The organism is Lonepinella sp. MS14436 (genome assembly GCF_042470565.1).
Lineage (GTDB): Bacteria > Pseudomonadota > Gammaproteobacteria > Enterobacterales > Pasteurellaceae > Lonepinella.
This window is the reverse complement of the sequence record NZ_CP170385.1, coordinates 298,277-321,550: the sequence shown is the minus strand read 5'-3', so window position 1 is coordinate 321,550 and position 23,274 is coordinate 298,277. Positions and strand designations below refer to the sequence as shown.

Annotated in this window: 21 protein-coding genes; 5 read left to right on the top strand and 16 right to left on the bottom strand. The window is 35.2% G+C overall.

Going from position 1 to position 23,274, the window contains the following annotated elements; translation table 11 throughout:
* Positions 1-50: 50 nt before the first annotated feature.
* The 6 genes from atpB to tal all read right to left on the bottom strand — a co-directional run bounded on the left by atpB (position 51) and on the right by tal (position 7,801).
* Positions 51-842 (bottom strand): F0F1 ATP synthase subunit A, encoded by a 792-nt coding sequence (gene atpB / locus O1Q81_RS01595; protein ID WP_386697884.1) that lies wholly within the window; start codon positions 840-842, stop codon positions 51-53.
* 25 nt (positions 843-867) lie between these two features.
* Entirely contained in the window at positions 868-1,260 is a 393-nt protein-coding gene (locus tag O1Q81_RS01590) for an ATP synthase subunit I (RefSeq protein WP_386697882.1), read from the bottom strand.
* A gap of 226 nt (positions 1,261-1,486) precedes the next feature.
* Positions 1,487-3,709, bottom strand: coding sequence for a TonB-dependent hemoglobin/transferrin/lactoferrin family receptor (locus O1Q81_RS01585; protein WP_386697880.1), 2,223 nt, complete (start codon positions 3,707-3,709; stop codon positions 1,487-1,489).
* A 163-nt stretch (positions 3,710-3,872) separates the two neighbouring features.
* Entirely contained in the window at positions 3,873-4,511 is a 639-nt protein-coding gene (gene rsmG, locus O1Q81_RS01580) for a 16S rRNA (guanine(527)-N(7))-methyltransferase RsmG (protein WP_386697878.1), read from the bottom strand.
* Positions 4,504-6,393: a tRNA uridine-5-carboxymethylaminomethyl(34) synthesis enzyme MnmG gene (mnmG, locus tag O1Q81_RS01575; RefSeq protein ID WP_386697877.1), complete on the bottom strand. Its 1,890-nt coding sequence runs from the start codon at positions 6,391-6,393 to the stop codon at positions 4,504-4,506. The genes rsmG and mnmG overlap by 8 nt, the downstream gene beginning before the upstream one ends.
* Positions 6,394-6,847: 454 nt before the next feature.
* Positions 6,848-7,801 carry a transaldolase gene (gene tal / locus O1Q81_RS01570; protein ID WP_386697875.1) on the bottom strand — a complete coding sequence of 318 codons (954 nt, stop codon included), beginning with the start codon at positions 7,799-7,801 and terminating at the stop codon, positions 6,848-6,850.
* Between the two features lie 194 nt (positions 7,802-7,995).
* On the opposite strand from tal, the gene mobB reads away from it, so the two are divergent.
* The 3 genes from mobB to O1Q81_RS01555 are packed head-to-tail and all read left to right on the top strand — an operon-like array spanning position 7,996 to position 10,297.
* A complete protein-coding gene (gene mobB / locus O1Q81_RS01565) occupies positions 7,996-8,490 on the top strand; it encodes a molybdopterin-guanine dinucleotide biosynthesis protein B (protein ID WP_386697874.1) in 495 nt (164 codons plus the stop codon).
* Position 8,491: 1 nt separating this feature from the next.
* Positions 8,492-9,868 (top strand): DHA2 family efflux MFS transporter permease subunit, encoded by a 1,377-nt coding sequence (locus O1Q81_RS01560; RefSeq protein WP_386697873.1) that lies wholly within the window; start codon positions 8,492-8,494, stop codon positions 9,866-9,868.
* A gap of 9 nt (positions 9,869-9,877) precedes the next feature.
* Positions 9,878-10,297, top strand: coding sequence for a nucleotidyltransferase substrate binding protein (locus tag O1Q81_RS01555; RefSeq protein WP_386697871.1), 420 nt, complete (start codon positions 9,878-9,880; stop codon positions 10,295-10,297).
* Here O1Q81_RS01555 and O1Q81_RS01550 read toward each other — a convergent pair.
* The 5 genes from O1Q81_RS01550 to ftsY form a co-directional block, all read right to left on the bottom strand.
* On the bottom strand, positions 10,267-11,217 hold the full coding sequence (locus tag O1Q81_RS01550) for an alpha/beta fold hydrolase (protein ID WP_386697870.1): 951 nt from the start codon (positions 11,215-11,217) through the stop codon (positions 10,267-10,269). The genes O1Q81_RS01555 and O1Q81_RS01550 overlap by 31 nt on opposite strands.
* 76 nt (positions 11,218-11,293) lie before the next feature.
* Positions 11,294-12,406: an aspartate-semialdehyde dehydrogenase gene (gene asd, locus O1Q81_RS01545; protein WP_386697868.1), complete on the bottom strand. Its 1,113-nt coding sequence runs from the start codon at positions 12,404-12,406 to the stop codon at positions 11,294-11,296.
* A gap of 281 nt (positions 12,407-12,687) precedes the next feature.
* On the bottom strand, positions 12,688-13,614 hold the full coding sequence (gene ftsX / locus O1Q81_RS01540) for a permease-like cell division protein FtsX (RefSeq protein ID WP_386697866.1): 927 nt from the start codon (positions 13,612-13,614) through the stop codon (positions 12,688-12,690).
* Positions 13,615-13,624: 10 nt separating this feature from the next.
* On the bottom strand, positions 13,625-14,281 hold the full coding sequence (gene ftsE / locus O1Q81_RS01535; RefSeq protein WP_386697864.1) for a cell division ATP-binding protein FtsE: 657 nt from the start codon (positions 14,279-14,281) through the stop codon (positions 13,625-13,627).
* 31 nt (positions 14,282-14,312) lie between these two features.
* Complete coding sequence (gene ftsY / locus O1Q81_RS01530) at positions 14,313-15,737, bottom strand: signal recognition particle-docking protein FtsY (protein ID WP_386697862.1); 1,425 nt, start codon at positions 15,735-15,737, stop codon at positions 14,313-14,315.
* Positions 15,738-15,806: 69 nt separating this feature from the next.
* Here ftsY and rsmD point away from each other — a divergent pair, with 69 nt between their 5' ends.
* Both rsmD and O1Q81_RS01520 read left to right on the top strand, forming a co-directional pair.
* Complete coding sequence (gene rsmD, locus O1Q81_RS01525; protein WP_386697861.1) at positions 15,807-16,409, top strand: 16S rRNA (guanine(966)-N(2))-methyltransferase RsmD; 603 nt, start codon at positions 15,807-15,809, stop codon at positions 16,407-16,409.
* A 12-nt stretch (positions 16,410-16,421) separates the two neighbouring features.
* On the top strand, positions 16,422-17,210 hold the full coding sequence (locus O1Q81_RS01520) for a Cof-type HAD-IIB family hydrolase (protein WP_386697859.1): 789 nt from the start codon (positions 16,422-16,424) through the stop codon (positions 17,208-17,210).
* Here the strand turns inward: O1Q81_RS01520 and O1Q81_RS01515 are convergent.
* Genes O1Q81_RS01515 through O1Q81_RS01495 form a run of 5 tightly spaced genes read right to left on the bottom strand, consistent with a single transcriptional unit; the run spans position 17,207 to position 23,266 of the window.
* Positions 17,207-17,959 (bottom strand): SDR family NAD(P)-dependent oxidoreductase, encoded by a 753-nt coding sequence (locus O1Q81_RS01515; protein WP_386697858.1) that lies wholly within the window; start codon positions 17,957-17,959, stop codon positions 17,207-17,209. The genes O1Q81_RS01520 and O1Q81_RS01515 overlap by 4 nt on opposite strands.
* A 14-nt stretch (positions 17,960-17,973) precedes the next feature.
* Complete coding sequence (locus O1Q81_RS01510) at positions 17,974-19,281, bottom strand: FAD-binding protein (protein WP_386697856.1); 1,308 nt, start codon at positions 19,279-19,281, stop codon at positions 17,974-17,976.
* Between the two features lie 3 nt (positions 19,282-19,284).
* Positions 19,285-19,683 (bottom strand): GtrA family protein, encoded by a 399-nt coding sequence (locus tag O1Q81_RS01505; RefSeq protein WP_386697855.1) that lies wholly within the window; start codon positions 19,681-19,683, stop codon positions 19,285-19,287.
* Positions 19,676-21,826: a hypothetical protein gene (locus tag O1Q81_RS01500; RefSeq protein WP_386697854.1), complete on the bottom strand. Its 2,151-nt coding sequence runs from the start codon at positions 21,824-21,826 to the stop codon at positions 19,676-19,678. The genes O1Q81_RS01505 and O1Q81_RS01500 overlap by 8 nt, the downstream gene beginning before the upstream one ends.
* Positions 21,827-21,838: 12 nt before the next feature.
* Positions 21,839-23,266, bottom strand: a complete 1,428-nt coding sequence (locus tag O1Q81_RS01495; protein ID WP_386697852.1) for a UbiA family prenyltransferase — start codon at positions 23,264-23,266, stop codon at positions 21,839-21,841.
* Positions 23,267-23,274: the final 8 nt, after the last annotated feature.

Genomic DNA, 23,274 nt, shown 5'->3' with positions numbered 1-23,274 from the left:
AAAGATTAATAAATAAGCCCTAAGGCTAGGATTGTTAATAAAAAATTCGTTTAATGATCTGCTTTGTTATAAGCAATACTCAAATAAACTATTGTCAACATCATAAAGATGAAAGCCTGTAAGGTAATCACCAATATATGAAAAATAGCCCATACTAAATGTAATGGGATACCTAATGCTTGCAAAGCAAAATTATCTGCCATATACATGACAGCGATAAGAATAAAGATTAATTCACCAGCGTACATATTACCAAACAGACGGAATGCTAAAGAAATCGGTTTAGCTAATAATGTGACGGTTTCAAGAATAAAGTTAACGGGAATAAATGCCCAATGATTGAAAGGGTGGAGCGTATATTCTTTTACTAATCCACTAAAGCCTTTTGATTTGACGGTATAAAATAGGATTAAACAGAATACGCAAATCGACATACCTAAGGTGGCACTAATATCTGCGGTTGGCACAGCACGTAAATGATGAACACCAATTAAATTAGCAAACTGCGGTAGAAAATCAACAGGAATCAAGTCGATGGCATTCATAATGAATACCCAACAGAAAATGGTTAATGCCAGTGGAGCAATAGCATTACGCGGACCATGGAAGTTATCTTTGACTAAACCGTCCACCCACTCAATAACTATTTCAGCAAAACACTGCAATTTTCCAGGCACACCTGAAGTGGCTTTTTTAGCTACACGGGAAAAAATAAACAAGAAAATAGCACCCGATACTAAGGAAAAAAACAAGGTATCTAAATGCACCGCCCAAAAGCCATCGCCAGATGAAAGGAAACTCAAATGGTGACTAATATAATCAGCAGTTGTTAAATTTGACATATTAATAAAACCTTTCTGTAAATTATTAATTACGTTGTTTAAATATATTCAAAATAAAAGGTAATAGACTATTTAAAGCAAGAGCAATAAAAAAGCCTATAAAAAAAGTGAATACATTATTTACCACCAAATATTTAATTGATATAACAATTAAAAGTATAGCAAAAAGGAATTTTATAGCTTCAAGACTATAAAATAGTGTTATTTTTATCGGTTCAGCTCTTTTTTTATCATAAAAAAAAGCAAAGTAAATAACTATCGCACTTGATATAAAAATAACCAAATATCCTATGCTAAAGGCATAAGCAAGTGGAGTATCAAACAATGACAGTATAAAAAAAGCAATAATTAGAACAACAAATTCGATTATATATACTTTTTTATACAATTTTTGAGCTTGTTGCAGTACAGCCGACATCATTTACGCCCAGTAAAGTCTAAAAAACGTTCAAACAGACTAAAGTCTGAAAGCCCCTGAATTATCACCCATAAAGGCTATTATTGCAATAAATTAAGTGATAAAACTGAACTTAGATCAAAATTTTGTTAGATTGATTACTGTTTTTTTATGGGATATGACTTTTTTAAAGCACATAAAGAAAAATCTCATTAAGTGATTTAGACTTAATGAGATTTTCTGTTAATTAAAATTCATAACGAATTCCTGCATTGAAATTTCGTCCAGAAGCAGTATAACGATCTGCATTTGTGGCATCAATACCGATCGGAGGACTACCTGCTGTACTACCATCTTTCAATAAAGCCAAGTAGGAAATATCGTTCCAATTCCAATATTTTTTATCAAATAGGTTATTCACGTTTGCCGTTAAGGTTAAATCTTTCACTGGTTTCCAATAAACGCCTAAATCAAACACGGAATAACCCCCTGTTGGATTATACATTGCATTCACAATATCCTTGTCCGCTTTAGCACGATTATATGTCCAACTAATATCTGCTCCAAATTGTTCACTTTCATAGCCGAATCCCAATTTAGTTTTCAGCGGTTGAATGCTGTTAATAGGCGTTTTTACCCCATTATTTTTTGCTTTACCACGGCTATAAGCAATGCCTGCTGTAGTATAGAAATCATTGTAAAATTTCCATTTAGCATTTGCTGTTACACCATAAATTTTAGCTTTATCTAAATTTTGATATTGCAAGAATTGAGTATAACCTGACATTTGGCTCGTTAAATCTTGCCAATCAATAAAGTTTTTATAACGATTGTAGTAACCTGAAATACGGTATTGTAAGGTTTCTGTCTTGCCTTTAAAACCTAACTCAAAATTATCTGCCGTTTCAGATTTTAAGTTTGGATTACCAACTACTGCCACTTCAACAGTTTGCAATCCCCGATTAGGAACATAGTAACTGACAACTTCACCAAAGGAAGAGGTTAATTGTTGGGTTGATGGTGTTTTTACCCCACGAGAATATTGCAAGAATGGATTAAATTCTGGAGCAATCAACCATTCAATCCCTAATTTAGGGGTAAATTTAGTTTCACTTTGTTTGGTCACAGATACATTTTTTGAACCTGCTTGCGTATAGTCGCCATCCATTGATGGATTAACCCGATAATGCACCACACCTACATGTGGAGTAATCAAGAAATTAGCTAGACTAATTTGATCTTCTAAATAGCCCGTAAATTTATCTTGTTTTGCATTAGCAGTTGGTTTTTTATTTGCTACCGCACCATAAGCAGGTCGGTCTAAATATAGATAATTAGTGATATCATTATGAATATAACTTACACCATAACGTAATAATTGTGGTACTGAAGAGTCTATAGCACTGGTTAAGTCCGAATTAAATCCCCAAGTTTTTACTTTATTTTCAGAATTTTCTTGACGATAATTGGTGGTAGATTGACGTAAACGCTCATTCTCCGTACGTGCATTTTGGAAATAAACGTGAGTATCTGCACTTTGAATAATACCGTTTTGACTATTATAACTATGTCCTAAAGAAAAACGGTGGCGTTTCACTTTATCGGTACTTTGCCCTGATGTTTGTGTTCCTGTTCTTGCATCAATTCTCGTATCTGTTTTAGACAGTAAATCTGTTTCGGTTTTTTTAGATTGACTTTCAAAAGCAAAATTTAACTGGTTTTTATCATTTAATTGATAATTATGTTTTGTTAAAACATAAACATTACGTGTTTTAGCAGGATCGGATTCTGTTCTTGTTGCCCCAATACCGCCTACATCACCATGATTTTCATTTTCATGACCTTTACGTAATGTCGTCATCACCATACCTTGATAATGCCCAGCAGCCACCGTACCGCCCAACGAGCCATAAATACTATTATTTCGACTGTCATAACCTGTGGCGACAAAACCACCTAAATTTCTGCCTTTCAATAAATCAGAGGGTTCAAGGGTAGTAAAATTTACGCTACTGGAAAGACTACGTTCTGATCCTAGGTAACTCACTTCTGCACTTTTTAATGCAGTAGGTTCAATATAATCGCCTCGCCCAAATTCCATACCATAAGAAATAAAATGTTTAGCTTCTTGTGCTTCAGGTAATTCAATCCCATCAATAGTATTTTCTACACGGTTATCCTGTAAGCCACGCACATTAATCCCATTATTTCCTGATCTTGAGCTTTGTAACTCCGTGACACTCACATCAAGGGATTGAGCAAACACATCTTTAATATTTTGAGCTTGTTTATGTTGAATTTGCTGCTGATAAATCGTTTCCTGATTACTTTTTTCTACTCTCTCAGAGACAGTTATTTCACTTAATTGTGTAGATTGAGCATAAATAGCTGAACTAAATCCAGTTGCAAATAAGCCAGCTACAAAAATAGCAAGATTGTTTATGTTAAATTTGTGTTGTGTGTGATCCATATTTTTCCCTTAATATAATATTAATGGGAATTATTTTTATTTATTTCAAATAAAAAGTAAAGCTAAAAATGGAGTAACCACAACCAAACCGAGTAAAATAAAAAGTGCGGTTAAAAAATATAAAAATTTTAACCGCACTAGATAAATTGAATAAAATGATATATTAGGCTTTTTTAATCAACACCAAATGACGTTCCCCTTGTAATTCGGGTACGTGTAGTTCAATCACTTGCTGAATCACATAATCAGCTGAAAGTTGTTGTACTTCCTCCCGATGATATTGCCCTTTTAAAGCATAAAATAACCCGTTTTCAGCGGGTAAATGATGACACCAATCGGTCATATCTTTTAGACTAGCAAAGGCACGACTTAATACGCCATCAAATAGATGATCGGGCTTAAATTCTTCTACACGACTCAGCACGGGTTCAATGTTAGTTAATCCTAACTCTCGCACGGCATTGCGAATAAAGCTAATACGTTTACCTAAACTATCTAGTAAATAGAATTGTTTATCAGGGTTAATAATCGCTAATGGTAATCCTGGTAAACCTGGTCCTGTTCCCACATCAATAAAACCTGAACCCTGTAAATAAGGACTTACCACAAGACTATCTAAAATATGTTTCACTAGCATTTCTTGTGGATCACGCACGGAGGTGAGATTGTAGGCTTTGTTCCATTTGTGCAGCAATAATACCAACTGCACTAATTGGCTTTTTTGCTGATCGGTCACAGAAAGTGCGGTGGATTTTAGCAAAGTTTCTAGCTTTTCACTTAATTGCTGTTCTAAATTAGTCACCACGTTTTAACATTCCTTGTTTTTTTAAGTTCACCAACAAAATAGAAATCGCCGCAGGGGTGATACCTGAAATTCGGCTTGCTTGTCCAATGGAAACTGGGCGATGTTGTTCCAATTTAGCTCGTACTTCATTAGAAAGCCCCACCACCAAACTATAATCAAAACGCTCAGGAATAGCCGTATTCTCATGGCGTTTTTGTTTTTCAATTTCCTCTTGTTGATGCTCAATATAACCTTGATATTTCACTGCTATTTCGACTTGTTCAGCGGCTTGCTTATCTTCCAAAGCTGGAGCAAATAATGTGGTTTTGGTTAAAATATCATAATTCATTTCAGGACGACGCAATAAATCAATCCCACTGGCTTCACGCACAATAGGCGTATTAACTAAATTATTAATTTCCGCCAAATACTCAGATTTAGTATGAATCCAAATTTGTTTTAAGCGTTCTTGTTCTTTGGCTATATTATCCATTTTTTGATTAAATCTTGCCCAACGTTTTTCATCAATCAAACCGAGTTGGTGAGCTATCGGGGTTAAGCGGATATCCGCATTATCTTCACGCAAAATCAAACGATATTCCGCACGAGAGGTAAAGACACGATAAGGTTCTTTAGTCCCTAAGGTACAAAGATCATCGACCAAAACGCCCATATAAGCCTGATCACGACGTGGATACCAAGGATCTTTTTGTTGCACATAAAGTCCAGCGTTAATGCCTGCTAACAAACCTTGCGCCGCCGCTTCTTCGTAACCAGTTGTGCCGTTAATTTGCCCAGCAAAGAACAAACCTTTAATGGCTTTAGTTTCAAGGGTCGGTTTCAAATCCAGTGGATCAAAATAATCATATTCAATAGCATAACCTGGTTTGACAATACGGGTTTTTTCTAGCCCTTGCATAGAATTAACAATACCTATTTGCACATCAAAAGGCAAACTGGTCGAAATCCCATTTGGATAGACTTCATTTGAGGTTAATCCCTCTGGTTCAAGATAAATTTGATGGGAATTACGATCGGCAAAACGCATCACTTTATCTTCAATAGACGGACAATAACGCGGTCCAATCCCCTCAATAATCCCCGTGTACATTGGGCTACGATCCAAATTATTGCGGATCACCTCGTGAGTTTTTTCGTTAGTATGGGTAATAAAACAAGGAATTTGACGAGGGTGCTGATCCACCGATCCCATAAAGGAGAATACAGGCAATTCCGCATCGCCATGTTGTTTGGCTAACACATCAAAATTAATCGTGCGAGCATCTAAACGGGGTGGCGTGCCTGTTTTTAAACGATCGACACGCAAGCCTAGATCACGTAAACGGTGAGAAAGGGAAACCGATGCAGGATCGCCAGCTCGTCCACCTTCGTAATTTTGTAAACCAATATGGATCTTACCTGCTAAAAATGTCCCTGCCGTCAATACCACCGATCTGGCACGGAATTTTAAGCCCATTTTAGTTTCCACCCCAGTAACTTGATCCTGTTCGATCAAAACATCGGTCACTTCTTGTTGGAAAATATCTAAATTAGGTTGATTTTCAAGAGCGATCCGCACCGCTTGACGATATAAAACTCGATCTGCTTGCGCACGAGTGGCTCGTACAGCTGGACCTTTTGAACTATTTAATGTACGAAATTGAATACCTGCTTGATCGGTCGCTGTTGCCATTAATCCACCCATGGCATCAATTTCTTTGACTAAATGCCCTTTGCCAATTCCCCCAATAGCTGGATTACAAGACATTTGTCCAAGGGTATCAATATTATGAGTTAATAAAAGGGTTTTAAGTCCCATTCGAGCGGGAGCAAGAGCAGCTTCTGTACCTGCGTGACCGCCACCAATCACGATCACATCATAATTTTCAGTATAAAACATAAAAATATTCTCTAAGTTAAAGATCCCTTTCACCGATCTAAGCTAAAAATAAAGGCGTATTCTACCTAAATTTGATAAAACAAGAAAGTGGATCTATAAACGTCGATCAGAAAAGAGAGAGGTAAGTAATAAATATAGATCTTATTTATATATAAAGATCTTATTATTGTTATTATTAGATCCACTGATCATAGTGAATAAGGATCTTTTTATGTTATAGATTAAATAGTTAGATCTTTTTTTAGATAAGGAAAAGTAAGATCTTTACAGTAAGTAAAATCTGTATAACTTGTTTAGTTATCCACAGGTAAGTTTAAATTATCTTTTATTAAATAGTAAAACACATGTTTTTAAAGGGTTTTTTATCGAGTTATCCACAGGTGAGAGAATAAATTAATTTAATAAAAAAGTGCGATGAATTTCACCGCACTTCAAGTTGTTTTTAGATAAATGATTAAAGTTTTGCTGCTAACATCGCTTCTAATTTTTCAATATCTGCGGCAAATTTACGGATACCTTCAGCCAATTTTTCAACTGCCATTGGATCTGCATTATGTTGCCAGTAGAAATCAGCTTCTTTCAATGGTTCTGGGCGAGCTTTGACTTCACCTTTATAGTCTAATTTACGAGCTAAAGGTGCTGTGCTTTCTTGTAACTTTTTTAATAATGGTGGAGCGATGGTTAAACGGTCACAGCCTGCTAATTCGGTGATTTCGCCCACGTTACGGAAACTCGCACCCATTACCACAGTTTTATAGCCATATTGTTTGTAGTAGTTGTAAATTTCTGTTACAGAAACCACACCTGGATCTTCTGCTGGTGCATAGTCTTTTTTATCAGAATTAGCTTTGTACCAGTCAAGAATACGACCAACAAACGGCGAAATTAAGTAAACGCCTGCTTCTGCACAAGCACGAGCTTGAGCTTGAGAGAATAATAGGGTTAAGTTACAGTTAATGTTTTCTTTTTCTAAAATTTCCGCCGCACGGATACCTTGCCACGTCGATGCAATTTTGATCAAAATACGATCGTTTGCAATACCTGCTTCGTTGTAAAGACGAATTAATTTACGTGCTTTTTCAACAGTAGCTTCGGTATCGTAAGAAAGGCGAGCATCTACTTCAGTAGAAATACGTCCTGGTACCAGTTTTAAAATTTCTAAACCGATATTTACCGCTAATTTATCTTCTGCATCAACAAGTTGTTGTTTTTTGCAGTCACTTTGTTTTTTCGCATAAGCAACAGCTTCATCAATTAATGGAGCATATTGTGGTAGTGCAGATGCACTTAAAATTATTGATGGGTTGGTAGTGGCATCTTGTGGTTTATAAAGTTTCATAGCTTCAATATCGCCAGTATCAGCTACTACTACGGTTACGTTTTTTAAAGCGTCTAATTGCGTTGTCATAATTTACCTCTGATTGATTTATTTACTCTGTTTAATTATCCATGATAAGTCGATTAAATACCAGTTAAACGATTAAAAACTGTGATCCAGATCACGGTTTTATAATGGAATTTTTATGCTGAACTAAACTATAATACATTAAGCATAATATGGAAATATAAAAGCAACAATATAAACAATAGGTAATAGGCAAAATGATTCCCTTTCTTGGTATAACAGGTTATAGCGGTAGTGGTAAAACCACCTTATTAGAAAAATTATTACCAAAATTAACCGCACTTGGTTTGAAAGTAGCGGTGATTAAGCATAGCCACCATAATGCTCAAGTAGATAAACAAGGGAAAGATAGTTGGCGAATGAAAGAAGTGGGAGCTAGTCAGGTGATTATGGCTTGTGATCAACGTTGGGCGTTAATGACTGAAACCTCTAAGCCAGAGTCCTTTGCTTATTTGGTACGACAATTTGATCCGCAGTTAACTGATTTAGTGTTAATTGAAGGTTTTAAACAAGAAGCTATCCCTAAAATTCTACTGCATAGAAAAGAGATGACTAAACCTTTACCAGAACAGGATCAAAACGTTATAGCCATTGCCACAGATTATCCTATCAAAACCGATAAACAATGGTTAGATATTAATAATATAGATCAAATAGTCGAATTTATTTGGCATTATTTACGGAATAACTAAAATGGAAAAATCCGTTTCTCCACGCTCACTCGCTTGGATTGCCGCCACGGCATTTTTTATGCAAGCGTTAGATACCACTATTTTAAATACAGCATTACCTGCTATCGCAGCGGATTTGCATCAATCACCTTTAGAAATGCAACTAGCGGTGATCAGCTATGCGTTGACAGTGGCATTATTTATTCCTATTAGTGGTTGGTTAGCGGATAAATATGGTACGCTCAATATTTTCCGTTTTTCCGTTGTTATGTTTGTAATTGGATCAGTGAGTTGTGCTTTCTCAATGTCGCTAGAAATGCTGATTTTTTCTCGAATATTACAGGGTTTTGGCGGTGCCATGATGATGCCAGTGGCTCGCCTTGCGATTATTCGTACAGTGGCTAAAAATGAATTAATTCCCATTTGGAATTTAATGGCAATGGCAGGCTTAACCGGTCCTATTATTGGTCCAATTTTAGGTGGTTGGTTAGTGACCTATGCTTCTTGGCACTGGATTTTCTTAATTAATATTCCTATCGGTTTAATTGGGGTGATTCTATCAAGCTATTTTATGCCGAATGTAAAAAATGATTTAACTAAATTTGATTGGAAAGGTTTTCTGCTTTTTGGTGGTGGTTTAGTTTGTATTACCTTTGGATTAGATTTAGTTAATGAAACTTTTATAGAAAAATGGCAAGCAGTTAGTATTTTAGCGGTAGGTTGTATATTTTTAATGGGTTATTATTTTTATGCAAAAGGCAATCAAACCGCTTTAATTCCACTTAATTTATTTAAAATTAGCACCTATTATTTGGGTTCGTGGTCAAATTTATTTATTCGTTTATGTGGTTCAGGCATTCCTTTTCTATTGCCATTGATGTTACAAGTTTCTTTTCAATACAGTGCTGATTATGCTGGTTTAATGATTACGCCGATAGCCATTAGTTCTTTGATCAGTAAGCCTATTATTCGCCCTTTATTAAGATTACTCGGCTATCGAAATTTATTAATAATCAATTCATTATGTATGGCTCTATCAGTTGGGCTAATGTCCTTATTAACCATTGACACGCCATTGTGGGCATATATTAGTTTATTGTTTGTTTACGGCATGATTTTATCTATTATGTTTACATCGGTGAATACATTAACCGTTTCAGAATTAGATCAACATAACGCCAGTGCTGGTTCAACTATGTTAAGTGTTATTCAACAAGTGGGTATCGGTTTAGGTATTGCGGTTTCTGCTATAGCATTAAATTTTTACCGCACTTTAGTGGCACCAGAAATGCTACAACAAGCCTTTAGTTATACCTTTTTAACCAGTTCCATTTTTGGTTTTATTTTATTTTTTATTGTGGCAAAATTGGATAAAACCGCTGGGGAAAATTTACATTAAGTAGGCTATATGAATGATGAAAATGAAATCGTTAAATTGGATTTTAGTCCATTAATAAATGCAATTGAACGACTAAAAGAAGGTTTAATTCGCTATCAAACTGACATCAGCGATATTCAAATTCGTGATGGATTAATCCAACGTTTTGAATTTACTTATGAATTAAGTCACAAAATGCTCAAACGCTATTTAGCCCAAATATCCCCGAATCCTGAGCAATATGACAGCATGTCTTTTCAGGATCTTATTCGCTCAGGTAATGAAAAAGGGTTATTACTTGGTGAATGGAAAGATTGGAAAACCTATCGAGAGATGCGTTCAAGAACAAGTCATACTTATGATGAAGATGTCGCATTAAATGTGGTAGAGGGTATTCCACAATTTTTGCAAGAAGTGATTTATTTAGTAGAACAATTAACAAAGGAATAAATACGATTTAACGCCGTATTTCTAATATCATCACATTCAAATAAAATTTCATGTTTTGCTCGCTCAATTTTCACTAATTTTCCTTGCGGTAAAAGTGCGGTGAATTTAGCCAGATTTTTATTGTCCACTATTTTTTCTTTTTCTGCTTGTAAAATCAAAACTGGAATTTCAATACGTGGCAGAATTTTTGGCAAGTGTTTAATGGCTTGCAAACATAAATAAGCCCAACGGAAAGTCGGTCCGCCAAGATTAATTTGTTTAAATTTTCGATTAATCCGATTCATCCATTTCATACGAGTTTTACAAAAACTTAATTCATTATCTCTTAAATCGGCAGGTTTATAAACCGTTTTACCGAATACATAACGTTCGCCAAATCCTAGCAAAATTATTAGATTTAATAATATTTCATCACGTAACGGATTTTTTAAAGCAATAGCAAAAAACGGTGAAGAAAATACCGCACTTTTTATATGGTGATCATAGTTAGCTAAATAATAGCTTGAAATTAAGCAGCCTAAAGAATGTGCCACAATCTGTTGGCTTTGATAATCATAAAGTGCGGTGATTTTTTCGATAATTTTTGCCATATCATCCATGTAAAAACGAAATTCATCTAAATGCCCTTTGTCAGGATCTTTTAATAAACGCTGTGAATAACCTTGTCCACGGTGATCAAATAATAGCACATCAAACCCTTGATGATAAAAGTCATAAGCGAGTTCAGTCCATTTCAAAATACTTTCAGCTCGTCCATTGACGAGAATAATCAATTTTCGTTGTGCAGGATTTTGGTGGGTAAAATGACGATAGGCGATAGCACAATTTCTTTTTCCATCAATATATTGAATCGGAAATTGTTGAGCAAAAGGATAAAGTTCAGTTAACGCAAATTGACAAAAATGGGGTTCTCGTTGCATATATGAAAATTACCTATTAACGCACTAATAAAATAATCATGGAAAAAAGGTGCGTTTATTACGCACCTCACAACCACTAAACTAACTGTTTCAAAATACGGCGTACTGGCTCTGCCGCACCCCATAATAATTGGTCGCCCACGGTGAATGCTGCCAAATATTCAGGACCCATCGCCAATTTACGTAAACGACCGACAGGTACGCTTAATGTGCCAGTCACCTTAGCAGGTGTCAACTCACGCAAGGTGGTTTCTTTATCATTTGGAATCACTTTCACCCATTCATTATGGCTTGCCAAAATTTGTTCAATTTCCGCTAATGGCAAGTCTTTTTTGAGTTTAATGGTGAACGCTTGGCTGTGGCAACGCAATGCCCCAATACGCACACATAAGCCATCGACTGGAATTGGATTGTCGCTTAAACCTAAAATTTTGTTGGTTTCTGCATAGCCTTTCCATTCTTCTTTGGTTTGTCCCGTTTCTGGTAGAAGTTTGTCAATCCACGGAATTAAGCTGCCGCCTAAGGCTGCACCAAAGTTATCCGTTGGAAAATCGTCCGCACGCATTTTAGCCGTCACTTTGCGTTCAATGTCTAAAATAGATGATGCTGGATCAGCCAATTCTGCTTTCACGCTATCTTCTAATTGACCCATTTGCACAAGCAACTCACGCATATTTTTCGCACCCGCACCTGATGCGGCTTGATAAGTGGCGACCGAAATCCATTCCACTAAATCTTTCTCGAACAAGCCCCCAATCGCCATTAACATCAAGCTCACGGTACAGTTACCGCCCACAAAAGTTTTAATGCCTTTTTTCAAGCCGTCGGTGATGACGTGTTGGTTCACTGGATCTAACACGATAATTGCATCATCTTGCATACGCAATGCGGATGCGGCATCCACCCAATAGCCGTCCCAACCCGTGGCTTTTAATTTTGGATACACTTCGTTGGTGTAATCACCGCCTTGACAGGTCACGATAATATCTAATTTTTTGAGTTCATCAATATCAAAGGCGTTTTTCAATTCACCAGCATCTTTACCTGCAAACACAGGGGCTTTTTGCCCCGCTTGCGATGTGGTGAAGAACACAGGATTAATGTTAGCAAAATCGTTTTCCTGAACCATACGATCCATTAATACCGAGCCAACCATACCACGCCAACCGATAAAACCGACATTTTTCATATTTGCATTTCCTTTAAGTTATGTTGTGTTTGAAAGGTTATAAAATTACAGATAAGCCTGATAAAATCAAGTGTTTTTATAAAAAAATGATGAAATTTGGGTTTTAGTTAAATTTCATCATAAAAAAAGGATTATAAATAAGATTATTTATAACTATTTACTCAAATAAATATATTATAATTCAATCTCTCGTTCTTGCATTGGTTCACGAATAAACTCAAAATATTCATCAATATTTTTAGATTGTTCAGGTGACATTCCAACTTTTTCTGCATTTGTCATCACTTCCCCAACACCCTTATATGCCGTGTCGCTGCAATCCATGCAGACGTATAACCCACAATTGAGCAAATAATCAATAAGAACGCAAATTCTGCGAATCCTAAGCCGTTTAATTCAAATTGGACCGCAAAAATATCGGTAACATATCTTACCGCACTGGTGAAATAACCAATGATAAAACTACTGAAAATACAAGCGACTAATGCACCTAAAAAGCCGTAGATAATGCCCGTATAAAGGAAAGGGCGTAGTACAAATTGATCGGTGGCACCGAGTAGTTTCATGACTTGAATATTCGCTTTGCTACTATATACATCGGAACGAATACTGTTACCGATCACTAAAAATACCGCTAAGGTCATCAATACTGCACTAAAAATAGCCACATGTGCAATCAGCCAAGTAATTGCGGTGAGTTTTTCCAGCCAGTCATTATCCATCCTGACTTCTTCTACCCCTTTGATTTTCATCAGATTACTATGTAATTCCTGACGTTTTTCTGAAGCTTGAAATTCCGAGCTAGGGTGAATCATCACCACTGCTGGTAGAGGATTATCGTCTAAAATATCTAATTCTTCATTAAAACCAGACCATGCTTTAAATTCTTTCAGGCTTTCCTGACGTGAAATATAATTAAGGCTTTCCACCCCTTTTTGTTCACGAATTTTTTCTACCACCTTATTGGAATCATCAGCATTGAGATTTTTATGCAAATAGACCGTTAATTCTGTTTCAGGATAGAATTTTGTGGTGGCTAAATGGGTATTCATCCAAAGTAAAAAACTCACCGTAGGAATGGTTAATGACACAGCTATCACTAAAATCGTCAACAATGTGCCATATTTTTTCAAGCAAAGATCTGCCCACACATTGCGTAAAACATAATTCATTTGCACCCAAAACGGGGCTTTTTGTGTTGAACTCATTTTCTTTCCCTTATGCTCGCAAATAACCTTGTTCTAACACAAGGCAAGGTTTTGGTTTTTGTTGAATTAAACTCACGTTGTGAGTGGCAATTAACACAGTCATTCCCATTTTATTAAATTCTTCAAATAGGCTAAAAATATCAAAAGAAAGTGCGTTATCTAGGTTGCCAGTAGGTTCGTCAGCTAACAATAATTGTGGTTTGTGTATCACAGCTCGAGCAATATCTACTCGTTGTTGTTCACCACCTGACAAATGTAATGGCTGATGATCTGCACGGTCATACAGCCCTACTACATCTAACATAGCTAACGCTCGATCTCGGGCTGTTTTTGGGTGCATTCCAGCAATAATTAATGGAAGTGCAACGTTATCCACAATAGAACGATCGGGCAAAAGACGATAATCTTGATGTACCATACCTATTTGACGGCGTAAAAAGGGCAATTCATAAGCAGATAGACGGGTGATGTTGTGTCCATTAAACCAAATTTGTCCGCCGTTAGCACGTTCCATGCCCATAATTAATTTTAACAATGTACTTTTACCTGCTCCAGAATGCCCTGTTAAATAGGTCATACTGCCAACAGGTAAATGAAAGTTTAGTCCTTGTAAAGCAGGTTGTTTACTGCCTAAATAGGCTTTGCTTACATTTTGAAAATGTATCATTTTTTATCCTTTCCGATTAATTTTCCTGTGCCTATTCTTCATGCGTAAATAGGGCATCAATAAATTCATTGGCATTAAACGCACGTAAATCTTCAATTTTTTCACCGACACCGATATAGCGAATCGGCAAATTAAACTGATCCGCAATGGCAAAAATTACGCCACCTTTGGCGGTGCCATCTAATTTAGTTAAGCAAATTCCTGTAAGCCCCACGGCTTCATTAAATAATTTTGCCTGACTAATGGCATTTTGCCCTGTGCCAGCATCAAGGGTGAGCATAATTTCATGCGGTGCGGTTTCATCATATTTTTTCATTACTCGTACGATTTTTTTCAACTCGTCCATCAAATTATTTTTATTTTGCAAACGCCCAGCGGTGTCCGCAATTAAAATATCAATATTTTTCGCTGCCGCCGATTGCATGGCATCAAAAATCACCGATGCTGAATCCGAGCCAGTAGCTTGTGCCACCACTGGAATATGATTACGTTCGCCCCACACTTGCAACTGTTCTACAGCAGCAGCACGGAATGTATCACCAGCAGCTAACATCACTGATTTGCCTTGTTGCTGGAATTGACGAGCCAGTTTGCCAATGGTAGTGGTTTTACCCACACCGTTCACACCGACCATTAAAATGACATAAGGTTTTTTGGCAGCGTCAATCTGCAATGGTTGTGCCACAGGATTAAGAATATCCGCCATTTCTTGTTTTAATTGTTGATACAATAAATCCGCATCTTTAAGTTGTTGATGTGTAGCGTGTTGCTCTAAATTTTTGATAATTTTGCTGGTAGTCGGCACGCCAATATCGGCAATTAATAGCTGTTCTTCCAATTCTTCAAATAGTTCATCATCAATTTTTTTACCGAAAAATAGCGAACGAAAGCCAGACCCGATATTTTGTTTGGTTTTCACCAAACCTTTTAATAAACGACTGAAAAAGCCTCCCTCGCTCGGTTTTTCTTGCGTAATAGCACTTTCAGCAATAGCTTCTTGCTTTTCTTCTGATGAAATTTCAATTTGTTGTTCTATTTCATCAACCGAATCAGAAATTTGCTCAATTTGCACCGCACTTTCTGCATTATTTTCTTCAATTTCATCTGATTGAACAGCAATTTCCGCCACAATCTGTTCTGTTTTTACAGGTTCAAGTACGGTGTCATTTTGTTCGGAAGTTAACGCTGTTTCCGATTGAACAAAATTTTCCACCACATCAAGCATTTCTTCGCTTAAATGTTCACTCACGTTTTCTATGGTTTGCTCAATTTTATCGCTAACTTCTTCAATTTTTTCTTCAACAAGAACAACAATGTTTTCCGCTGGTTGGTTGCTTTCTTTAATAATTTGAGCGGTTTCTTCCTGCTGTGGTTGCTGATCAACAATATCATCTGGTTGCTTTTTACCTAATCCCAACCACGACCAAAAACCGCCTTTTTTCTTTTCATCTGTCATAAAAATCTCTTAATATCTGTTAAACTATATAAAATTTGTATAGTTTATCATTTTTTATCTATTATCTGTATGAAAAAATACACAAAAGAACACACACCAAACCAATCACAAAGCAAGGGTGAAGTCCGTATTATTGCAGGTCGTTGGCGGGGACGAAAATTACCCGTATTAAATTCACAAGGTTTACGTCCTACGGGGGATCGAGTTAAAGAAACATTGTTTAACTGGTTAATGCCTTATATTGTGGATAGTTGTTGTTTAGACTGCTTTGCTGGTAGTGGCTCACTTGGTTTTGAAAGTTTATCAAGGGGAGCCAAACAGGTGACTTTTGTGGAGCTTGAGAAAACCGTCTTTAATCAATTAAAACAGAATTTAATCCGTTTAAAATGCGATGAAAATCAAGCAAATGTGATTAATCAAAACAGCCTTGAATGGTTAAAACAACCGCAAAAAACACCGCACTTTGATGTGGTTTTTCTTGATCCACCATTTAACTTTGGCTTGAGCGAACAAGCTATTAAATTGTTAGAACAAAATAACTGGTTACAACAGCAAGCGTTAATTTATGTAGAAACCGAAAAAGATAAACCTTTAAATGCACCTGAAAATTGGTATTTATTGAAAGAAAAAATCACGGGTCAGGTTTGTTATCGGTTGTATCAGAAAAAATAAAAGGAGGCATCTATGTCATACCAAGCCGTTTTCAGCGATATTGATGGCACGCTATTAAATAGTCAACATCAAATCACTTCACGTACCGAGCAAGCAATAAAAGCCATTGTGAAAAAAGGGATTCCATTTATTCCCGTTTCCGCCCGACCGCCTTATGCGATCACACCTTACACTGAGCAATTACACACTGAACAAGCGATAATTTGCTATAGTGGAGCATTAATTTTAGATAAAAATTTAACCGCACTTTATAGCGTACTTATTGAACAAAATGATGTTAGGTTGCTTAATCAAATTTTAGCGGATTATGCTGATTTATCTATTAATCATTATGCTGGACTAAACTGGTTTAGCAACGATTTAAGCAATTTTTGGACGTTGCAAGAAAGCCAAATTACAGGCTTACAGGCTCAAATTGTGCCAACAGATTTAACAGATGTGCATAAAATTTTAGTGATGGGTAATGCCACTAATATTCAACAGTTAGAACAAAAACTCAAACAAAATCTACCGCACTTGAGTATTCACCGCTCTAAACCTGAATACCTTGAAATCATGAACAAAGCCGCCACCAAAGCGAAAGCCATTCAATTTATGGAAAAATTATTGAACATCACCGCCGATCAAGTCATTGCTTTCGGCGATAATTTTAATGATTTGGATATGTTGCAATATGCAGGGTTAAGTGTCGCCATGGGCAATGCCCCTGATGAAATTAAACAAGTGGCAAAACAAGTAACCGCCAGCAATAACGAAGATGGTATTGCGTTGGTGTTGGAGAGAGAATTTTTATTTACTTAAATATCTATCTTTCTAAACAAAAACATTGGGATATGTTTTACTACAGTCATGATTAATGCCCATTTTTTCGGGGTGTAAATAACCCGTTTACCTTTTTGCATACCTGAAACAATATCTAATGCCACTTGTTTAGGTTCAGCCATTTTTCCTTTACCAGTTATAGATTGGGTCATGGTTGTTTTAGTTGGACCTGGTTTAATAAGTGAAACCTTAACCTTTGAATTGGCGAGAGCTAATCTATGTTGTATTCCTTGAATGTATTTATCAATCATCGCTTTAGCACTACCATAAATATAGTTGGATTTTCGACCACGATCACCAGCAACCGAGCCGATAATACCTAAAGAACCGTAATTTTCTTTTAGCATATAATTTACGATTTCTTCTGCAAATAAAACAGGTGAAATACCATTTATTTCAAGTGATGCTTTATTTTTAGCAACATCTATTTGCAATGCTTCTTGGTCTGGCAAGATTCCATGAGCAATCAGAGCAATATCAATTCTCCCTTTAGTGAAAATATCCGAAATCATATTATGAATATCAGTTGTATTGGTAAAATCGACAACATGAGATTCAAAGGTTGAATTAGGTGATCTCACTTGAAGATCTGAAGTAACAAGTTGCAATCTTTCCTTATTTCTACCCAATAAAATAACATCACAGTCTTGTTTTTTTACCCATTCTCTCAGGCAATATTCTGCAATAGTTGATGTTCCACCAACGACTAAAATTCTTGTTTTTTGCATATCTGTCCTTAAAATTAAACCCCTAATAACCGACGCGATAAATTGGAACTAATTCCTTTATCGTGGAATCGTAAAAATTCTGCTATTCTTGGATACCCTTTTTCAAAAAGTGATTTAGGCATTCTGGCATCTTTCGCTAAATACAATCGTCCTCCCGCTTCTTCTACAATCCTATCTAATAGATTAAATAGACGCAATGTGCTTTCACCTTTATTGGGGAAATCTAAGGCTAATGTAACACCATCTTTCATTGGAAAACTTAATAATCCACCTGATTCAGAATGACCAAAAGTTTTTAACACGCCAAGAAAAGAACCCTCACCAGATTTTTTAATTACCTTTAACATTTCATCTGTCGCAACTTTGCCAACTTCTTTCGGAATGACACTCTGATATTGGAAAAAACCTTTAGGACCATACATTCTATTCCAATCATGAATAGCATCTAATGGATAAAAGAATGGTTCAAAATCAATAAGTTGTTTTCTCGGTTTAAGCCGATTTATATTGAAATAAGCAAAATTAAATAAAGGAAGACTTATTCCATTGACCAAAGAAACGGGTGGCATGATAGGAAATGATCTTTCTTTAGGTGATGGGGTTGGTTTAGTTTCTTGACTAAGATTACCTCGCATAAACAAACCTCGAGAATTTTTACCACTAAAACAATCAATCCAAGAAACAGAATATTCCCACGCTTGTTCAGATGAGTCAGATAACGTAAAAAAATTATCTAAGTGATAAAATGGAATAGTTTCAGCATCTATCCAAGTGCTTGTTATTTTTCGCATTGCTAATTTTGCTTCTAAAATAACGCCTGTCAGCCCAATTCCCCCTATTGTTGCATAAAACCAATCTGCATTATATTGTCTGGAACATTCGATAATTTCGCCATCTGTTCTCAATAATTTTATATATAAGAGGTGATCACCAAATGAACCTGAACTATGATGACCTTTACCATGAACATCATTAGCTATTGCACCACCAACCGTTGGTATTAGTGTACCTGGGGTAACAGGGAGCATCCAGCCTAGCGGATTAAATACTCGATGAATTTCCTGTAATGTAATGCCTGCTTCACAATGTAAAATCGCTTGCTCAGGATCAAATGAAATAAAACGACTAAGCCCCGACATATTCCAAATTAATCCATTGGAATTTAATGGCACATCACCATAACTACGACCATTGCCAAAGGCAAGCCCCTTTTTTGGGGCGTGAGGAATAGTATTAATGGCTTGTTTCTGAGAGAAGATATATTCAATATCATGTAAATTGGCAGAAAGATTTCCCCAAGAACTTAATTTTTCTGAAATCATTCTTTACTCCCGAATAAACACATATTTTTTGTCTAACATATATTTTACCGTATAACCAATGGCAAGCCCTATCATTGCTCCAATATATCGCATTTCTTTGGTCTGAAACACAAAATGAAAAGAAAATTCAACGCCCCAAAAAATCAGCGTGGTAAATACACTCATCAAAGTATATATCACAAATAATTGACTATCATGTTTTATATTATCTGGTTGATAATTAAAGATATATTTTTTATCCAATACATATTTAAAAAACAATCCAGATACAGTACCAACAAAAATGGACACAGCCATATCATAAGGTCCTGAATATAGCCTAATTGAGATTTCCTGACATAAAATATTTAACCCAGTCGAAAACATGGCAAATAAAATATAAAAAAAGGTTATCCTAAACATTTTTCTTTTTAACCTGAATAAATAATATCAATAACCCAATGACAGACAATAATGGCAACCACCATACATATCGCCACGTATAAGGAAAATAGGATAAGAGTAAAGTTCCTGATAAATTTCTAGGTACAATTACTTTCACAAATGCTTGAGTATAATCAGGCAATACAGCCAAATCTGTGTCGCCAATTTTTGCAGTATAACCTTTCCAATAAACCCGAGGGAAAATTAATTCCAGCTCCTCCTGATGTGGGAAGATTTCTATCTTATCAAAATTATTACTATGCTCTAACATCTTAATTTGTGCTGTTATTGGATAAACCGTAGGTGGTAGCATATTCCAACCATTGGTTTTATCTTTAGGTAATGAAAGATAAATCGTATCCAAACCAAATAATTTCACATCTACATAGCCACACATCATAAATTGTTGTTGAAATGGCATGTAATCTTGCATACGTAAAATAACTACACTCACTTTCATGTCATTTACAATACAATTATACGGAGAAGATCCTTGTAAAATTCTATATAAAGATTCTTTAGGATAAAACATTGCATGTCCAGAATTATGTGGTAATAAAAATCCAAAATTTTTGTTTCCTACTGGAGCATAACCATTAATAGATTTTAGATGATATACCCCAAATTGGGCTGAATTTAAATCATGTAAATATTTTCTGTTGTCATTACCACCAGTCAAGGAAAGAATGTATCCATCTAGGTTTATACCACTTGGTATTTCTATTTTTTCTGGTAATTTAGGAAAGGGGAGGTAATTTTTATTTGTATTACCTAACGAATTTAATCCCACTAACATAATAATCAAAGAAACTAATGCCATTAAAGAAAATCCAACTTTATGAAATAAGTTTAATCTTCCTAATTTAGGAATGATGAATAAAATTACTAATACAAAAAGTTGTAATATAATATATTTTATATCTTCTCCCATAGACATAAAAAAAGAGAATACAAAATTAATGATTAAGAATGTCCCATAATAAATATTGAGGTGTTTACTTGCTTTAGCATCAATAGCTTTATCCAAAGCGTAAAAAGTTATTAAGCAAATAGAAAATGATAAAAATGGTACAAACCTAAAAGACCAACGAAGTGGTCCAAATTGTGTTGGTAACTGAGAGAGTATTAGAAACAGAATACTAAAGCAAACGATTAACTTAAAACTATGGTCTTTTCTAAATAAATCGATAATATTCTTATAAAATAAGACAAATGGAAAAATTAAAGTTGAAAATCCTATTGGAATTAGAATTATCTTATATCCAATAAAATAATTCATATAACTATAATAGGTTGGACTAAATCCAAATAAAATAGAATCCAAAGATGGCGACAAAAAATTACCAAAATTATGAAATCCAGAAGGTCTATTTATTAGTTCACTAGAATAAATATATTCAGAATAAACAGGAATAGAAAAAAACAACGCTAAAATACTTGGCAGGGCAAGATAAATTATAAATCGAATATCTTTATTGTGGTAAAAATCGAAGCATAATGTAAGGAAAACTAAAGCTGCATAAGCAATAATAGAATGTGGCCAGCCTGAATTTAGCATAAAAACAACACAGAGGAAATTAACCAGCACGGACTGAATAGAAATCTTTTCACGTAAACAGAAAAAACTTGCAATAGCAGCCATTCCCCAAGCCTGACCAATGGCAGCATTCCACCATGCAGCAGAATATTGATATAAAAACATCGGATTAATTGCCACAAAAGCGGCAAAAGCATAGGCATAATTTACCCGTATTTTGAATTTCTTAGCAATGAAATAACTTGAAATAAAGATAGTATTGAGATTGATAAAAGCTAATACAATCCCTGTTAGTTTTATACTCTCTGTTTTATAGGCGATAATCGAGGTAATAATTGTGGTTGGTAAAAAAATCCCTCTTTCTAATTCAATCATCGCATTCCCACCGACCATTAAATCACTCGTAATAAAAGGAATATGCCCTGAAAGCCAGATCTTGCCAAATTGCTTATAAAAACCTAATAGATCATTTAATGTATCATCAATGGAAAAGAAATCATTAAAAAAACTACAACAGATTAAAATAACGGATAACGTAAATGCAAAAGAAACACTGATTAATTTAACATATTCATTTATTCTCATTGACAGTTTTTCCTATAAAAATTTCGCTAATACTACCAACATAATTGACAAAAATATCGTCAATATACTTGGTTTATTTTTTATTAAATAAACAACAGGATCATCATTCATCAGACCACGTTTCGTTTCAATCCAAAGATGTCCTAGGATATAAATTAAAAGAATCTGCACACCCCAAAGTAATTCAGGTGTTTTGTAATGGGATAACACGATGACATCATTAATATATAAACCAAATAAAATGACTGCCCCTACAAAAGAAGAAACACCCAATGGATATAAAATATCTAAATCAGATTTAACATATCCTCGACCTGCTAATTTTTTATTGCTATTTTTAGCAGCAACAAGTTCAGCACAACGTTTAACAGTCGCCAAACTTAAAAAGATGAAAATAGAAAATATCATTAACCAATAACTGACAGGAATATTCGCAACAATACCACCTGCAATAATTCGCAACGTATAAAGTATCGAAAGTATAATAATATCAACTAGTACAATTTTCTTTAATTTTAAACTATATATTGTGGTTAATATCAAATAAAGGACAAAAGTAATTGCGAATTTCCACGATATGATAAAAGAAAAAATCAAGGTAAAAGCCAATAACACAATACTGACTATTCCTCCTTGATAAATGGGCAATACACCTAATGCAAAAGGGCGTTTAGACTTTTGATAATGTTTTCTATCATTATTTAAATCCCATAAATCATTCAAAATATATGTTGCAGATGCTCCCAGAGAAAATGTTAAAAACGCCCAAAAAACAAGTTCAATTTTGCCAAAATGGAAAAATTCAAATGCAGTTAATATAGGGATAAATAAAAGAATATTTTTTAGCCACTGATGAAGACGAATAGCTTTTAACCAAATAAAAAAGGTTTGTTTGGGGTTCTCAAAGGTTTTTTCAATTTTAATCCCCTTTTTAACGGCAAGATGAGAAAGCGATTGCACGTCTGATCCAACAATAATTGCAGATTGGCTTTCTTCCCAAATCCCCAAATCCGCCGCATTATCCCCAATATAAGTAAATTCATCACCGAATTTTTCTTGTATTGCGATTAGTTTATTTTTCCCTTTCAAATTTACAGAACAATCTGTTGTTGATAATACCTCATCAAACAATGCTAAATAGTTAGCAACTTTATGAGCAATTTTAGCGTAAGCCGCTGTGGCAAGCACAATATTGGTGCCATTTTCTTTTTCGGTTGTCAAATAAGTAATCAGATCTTTTCGATATGGTAAGGTTTCAACTTCCAAATCTGAGTGTTCGCTCACCCATTTTTTAAATCCAGCCTTACCCAATTTCAGTTTAAAAGGTATTCTAAGCAGATTTAATGGGTCACATTTGATTAGTGAGATCAAGGATTCGTGTAATGTATCGGTTAAAACTAACGTGCCATCTAAATCAACAACTAAGGTTTTTGTTTTCATTTTTTTAT

What these genes read in the sequence shown, in the direction of transcription:
- O1Q81_RS01590 (WP_386697882.1), bottom strand. Translation starts at nt 1,260, where the DNA reads ATGTCGGCTGTACTGCAACAAGCTCAAAAATTGTATAAAAAAGTATAT.
- O1Q81_RS01560 (WP_386697873.1), top strand. Translation starts at nt 8,492, where the DNA reads ATGGAAAAATCCGTTTCTCCACGCTCACTCGCTTGGATTGCCGCCACG.
- O1Q81_RS01585 (WP_386697880.1), bottom strand. Translation starts at nt 3,709, where the DNA reads ATGGATCACACACAACACAAATTTAACATAAACAATCTTGCTATTTTT.
- O1Q81_RS01495 (WP_386697852.1), bottom strand. Translation starts at nt 23,266, where the DNA reads ATGAAAACAAAAACCTTAGTTGTTGATTTAGATGGCACGTTAGTTTTA.
- mnmG (WP_386697877.1), bottom strand. Translation starts at nt 6,393, where the DNA reads ATGTTTTATACTGAAAATTATGATGTGATCGTGATTGGTGGCGGTCAC.
- O1Q81_RS01505 (WP_386697855.1), bottom strand. Translation starts at nt 19,683, where the DNA reads ATGTTTAGGATAACCTTTTTTTATATTTTATTTGCCATGTTTTCGACT.
- O1Q81_RS01510 (WP_386697856.1), bottom strand. Translation starts at nt 19,281, where the DNA reads ATGATTTCAGAAAAATTAAGTTCTTGGGGAAATCTTTCTGCCAATTTA.
- ftsE (WP_386697864.1), bottom strand. Translation starts at nt 14,281, where the DNA reads ATGATACATTTTCAAAATGTAAGCAAAGCCTATTTAGGCAGTAAACAA.
- asd (WP_386697868.1), bottom strand. Translation starts at nt 12,406, where the DNA reads ATGAAAAATGTCGGTTTTATCGGTTGGCGTGGTATGGTTGGCTCGGTA.
- O1Q81_RS01550 (WP_386697870.1), bottom strand. Translation starts at nt 11,217, where the DNA reads ATGCAACGAGAACCCCATTTTTGTCAATTTGCGTTAACTGAACTTTAT.
- mobB (WP_386697874.1), top strand. Translation starts at nt 7,996, where the DNA reads ATGATTCCCTTTCTTGGTATAACAGGTTATAGCGGTAGTGGTAAAACC.
- O1Q81_RS01500 (WP_386697854.1), bottom strand. Translation starts at nt 21,826, where the DNA reads ATGAGAATAAATGAATATGTTAAATTAATCAGTGTTTCTTTTGCATTT.
- rsmD (WP_386697861.1), top strand. Translation starts at nt 15,807, where the DNA reads ATGAAAAAATACACAAAAGAACACACACCAAACCAATCACAAAGCAAG.
- O1Q81_RS01555 (WP_386697871.1), top strand. Translation starts at nt 9,878, where the DNA reads ATGAATGATGAAAATGAAATCGTTAAATTGGATTTTAGTCCATTAATA.
- atpB (WP_386697884.1), bottom strand. Translation starts at nt 842, where the DNA reads ATGTCAAATTTAACAACTGCTGATTATATTAGTCACCATTTGAGTTTC.
- tal (WP_386697875.1), bottom strand. Translation starts at nt 7,801, where the DNA reads ATGACAACGCAATTAGACGCTTTAAAAAACGTAACCGTAGTAGTAGCT.
- ftsY (WP_386697862.1), bottom strand. Translation starts at nt 15,737, where the DNA reads ATGACAGATGAAAAGAAAAAAGGCGGTTTTTGGTCGTGGTTGGGATTA.
- O1Q81_RS01515 (WP_386697858.1), bottom strand. Translation starts at nt 17,959, where the DNA reads ATGCAAAAAACAAGAATTTTAGTCGTTGGTGGAACATCAACTATTGCA.
- O1Q81_RS01520 (WP_386697859.1), top strand. Translation starts at nt 16,422, where the DNA reads ATGTCATACCAAGCCGTTTTCAGCGATATTGATGGCACGCTATTAAAT.
- ftsX (WP_386697866.1), bottom strand. Translation starts at nt 13,614, where the DNA reads ATGAGTTCAACACAAAAAGCCCCGTTTTGGGTGCAAATGAATTATGTT.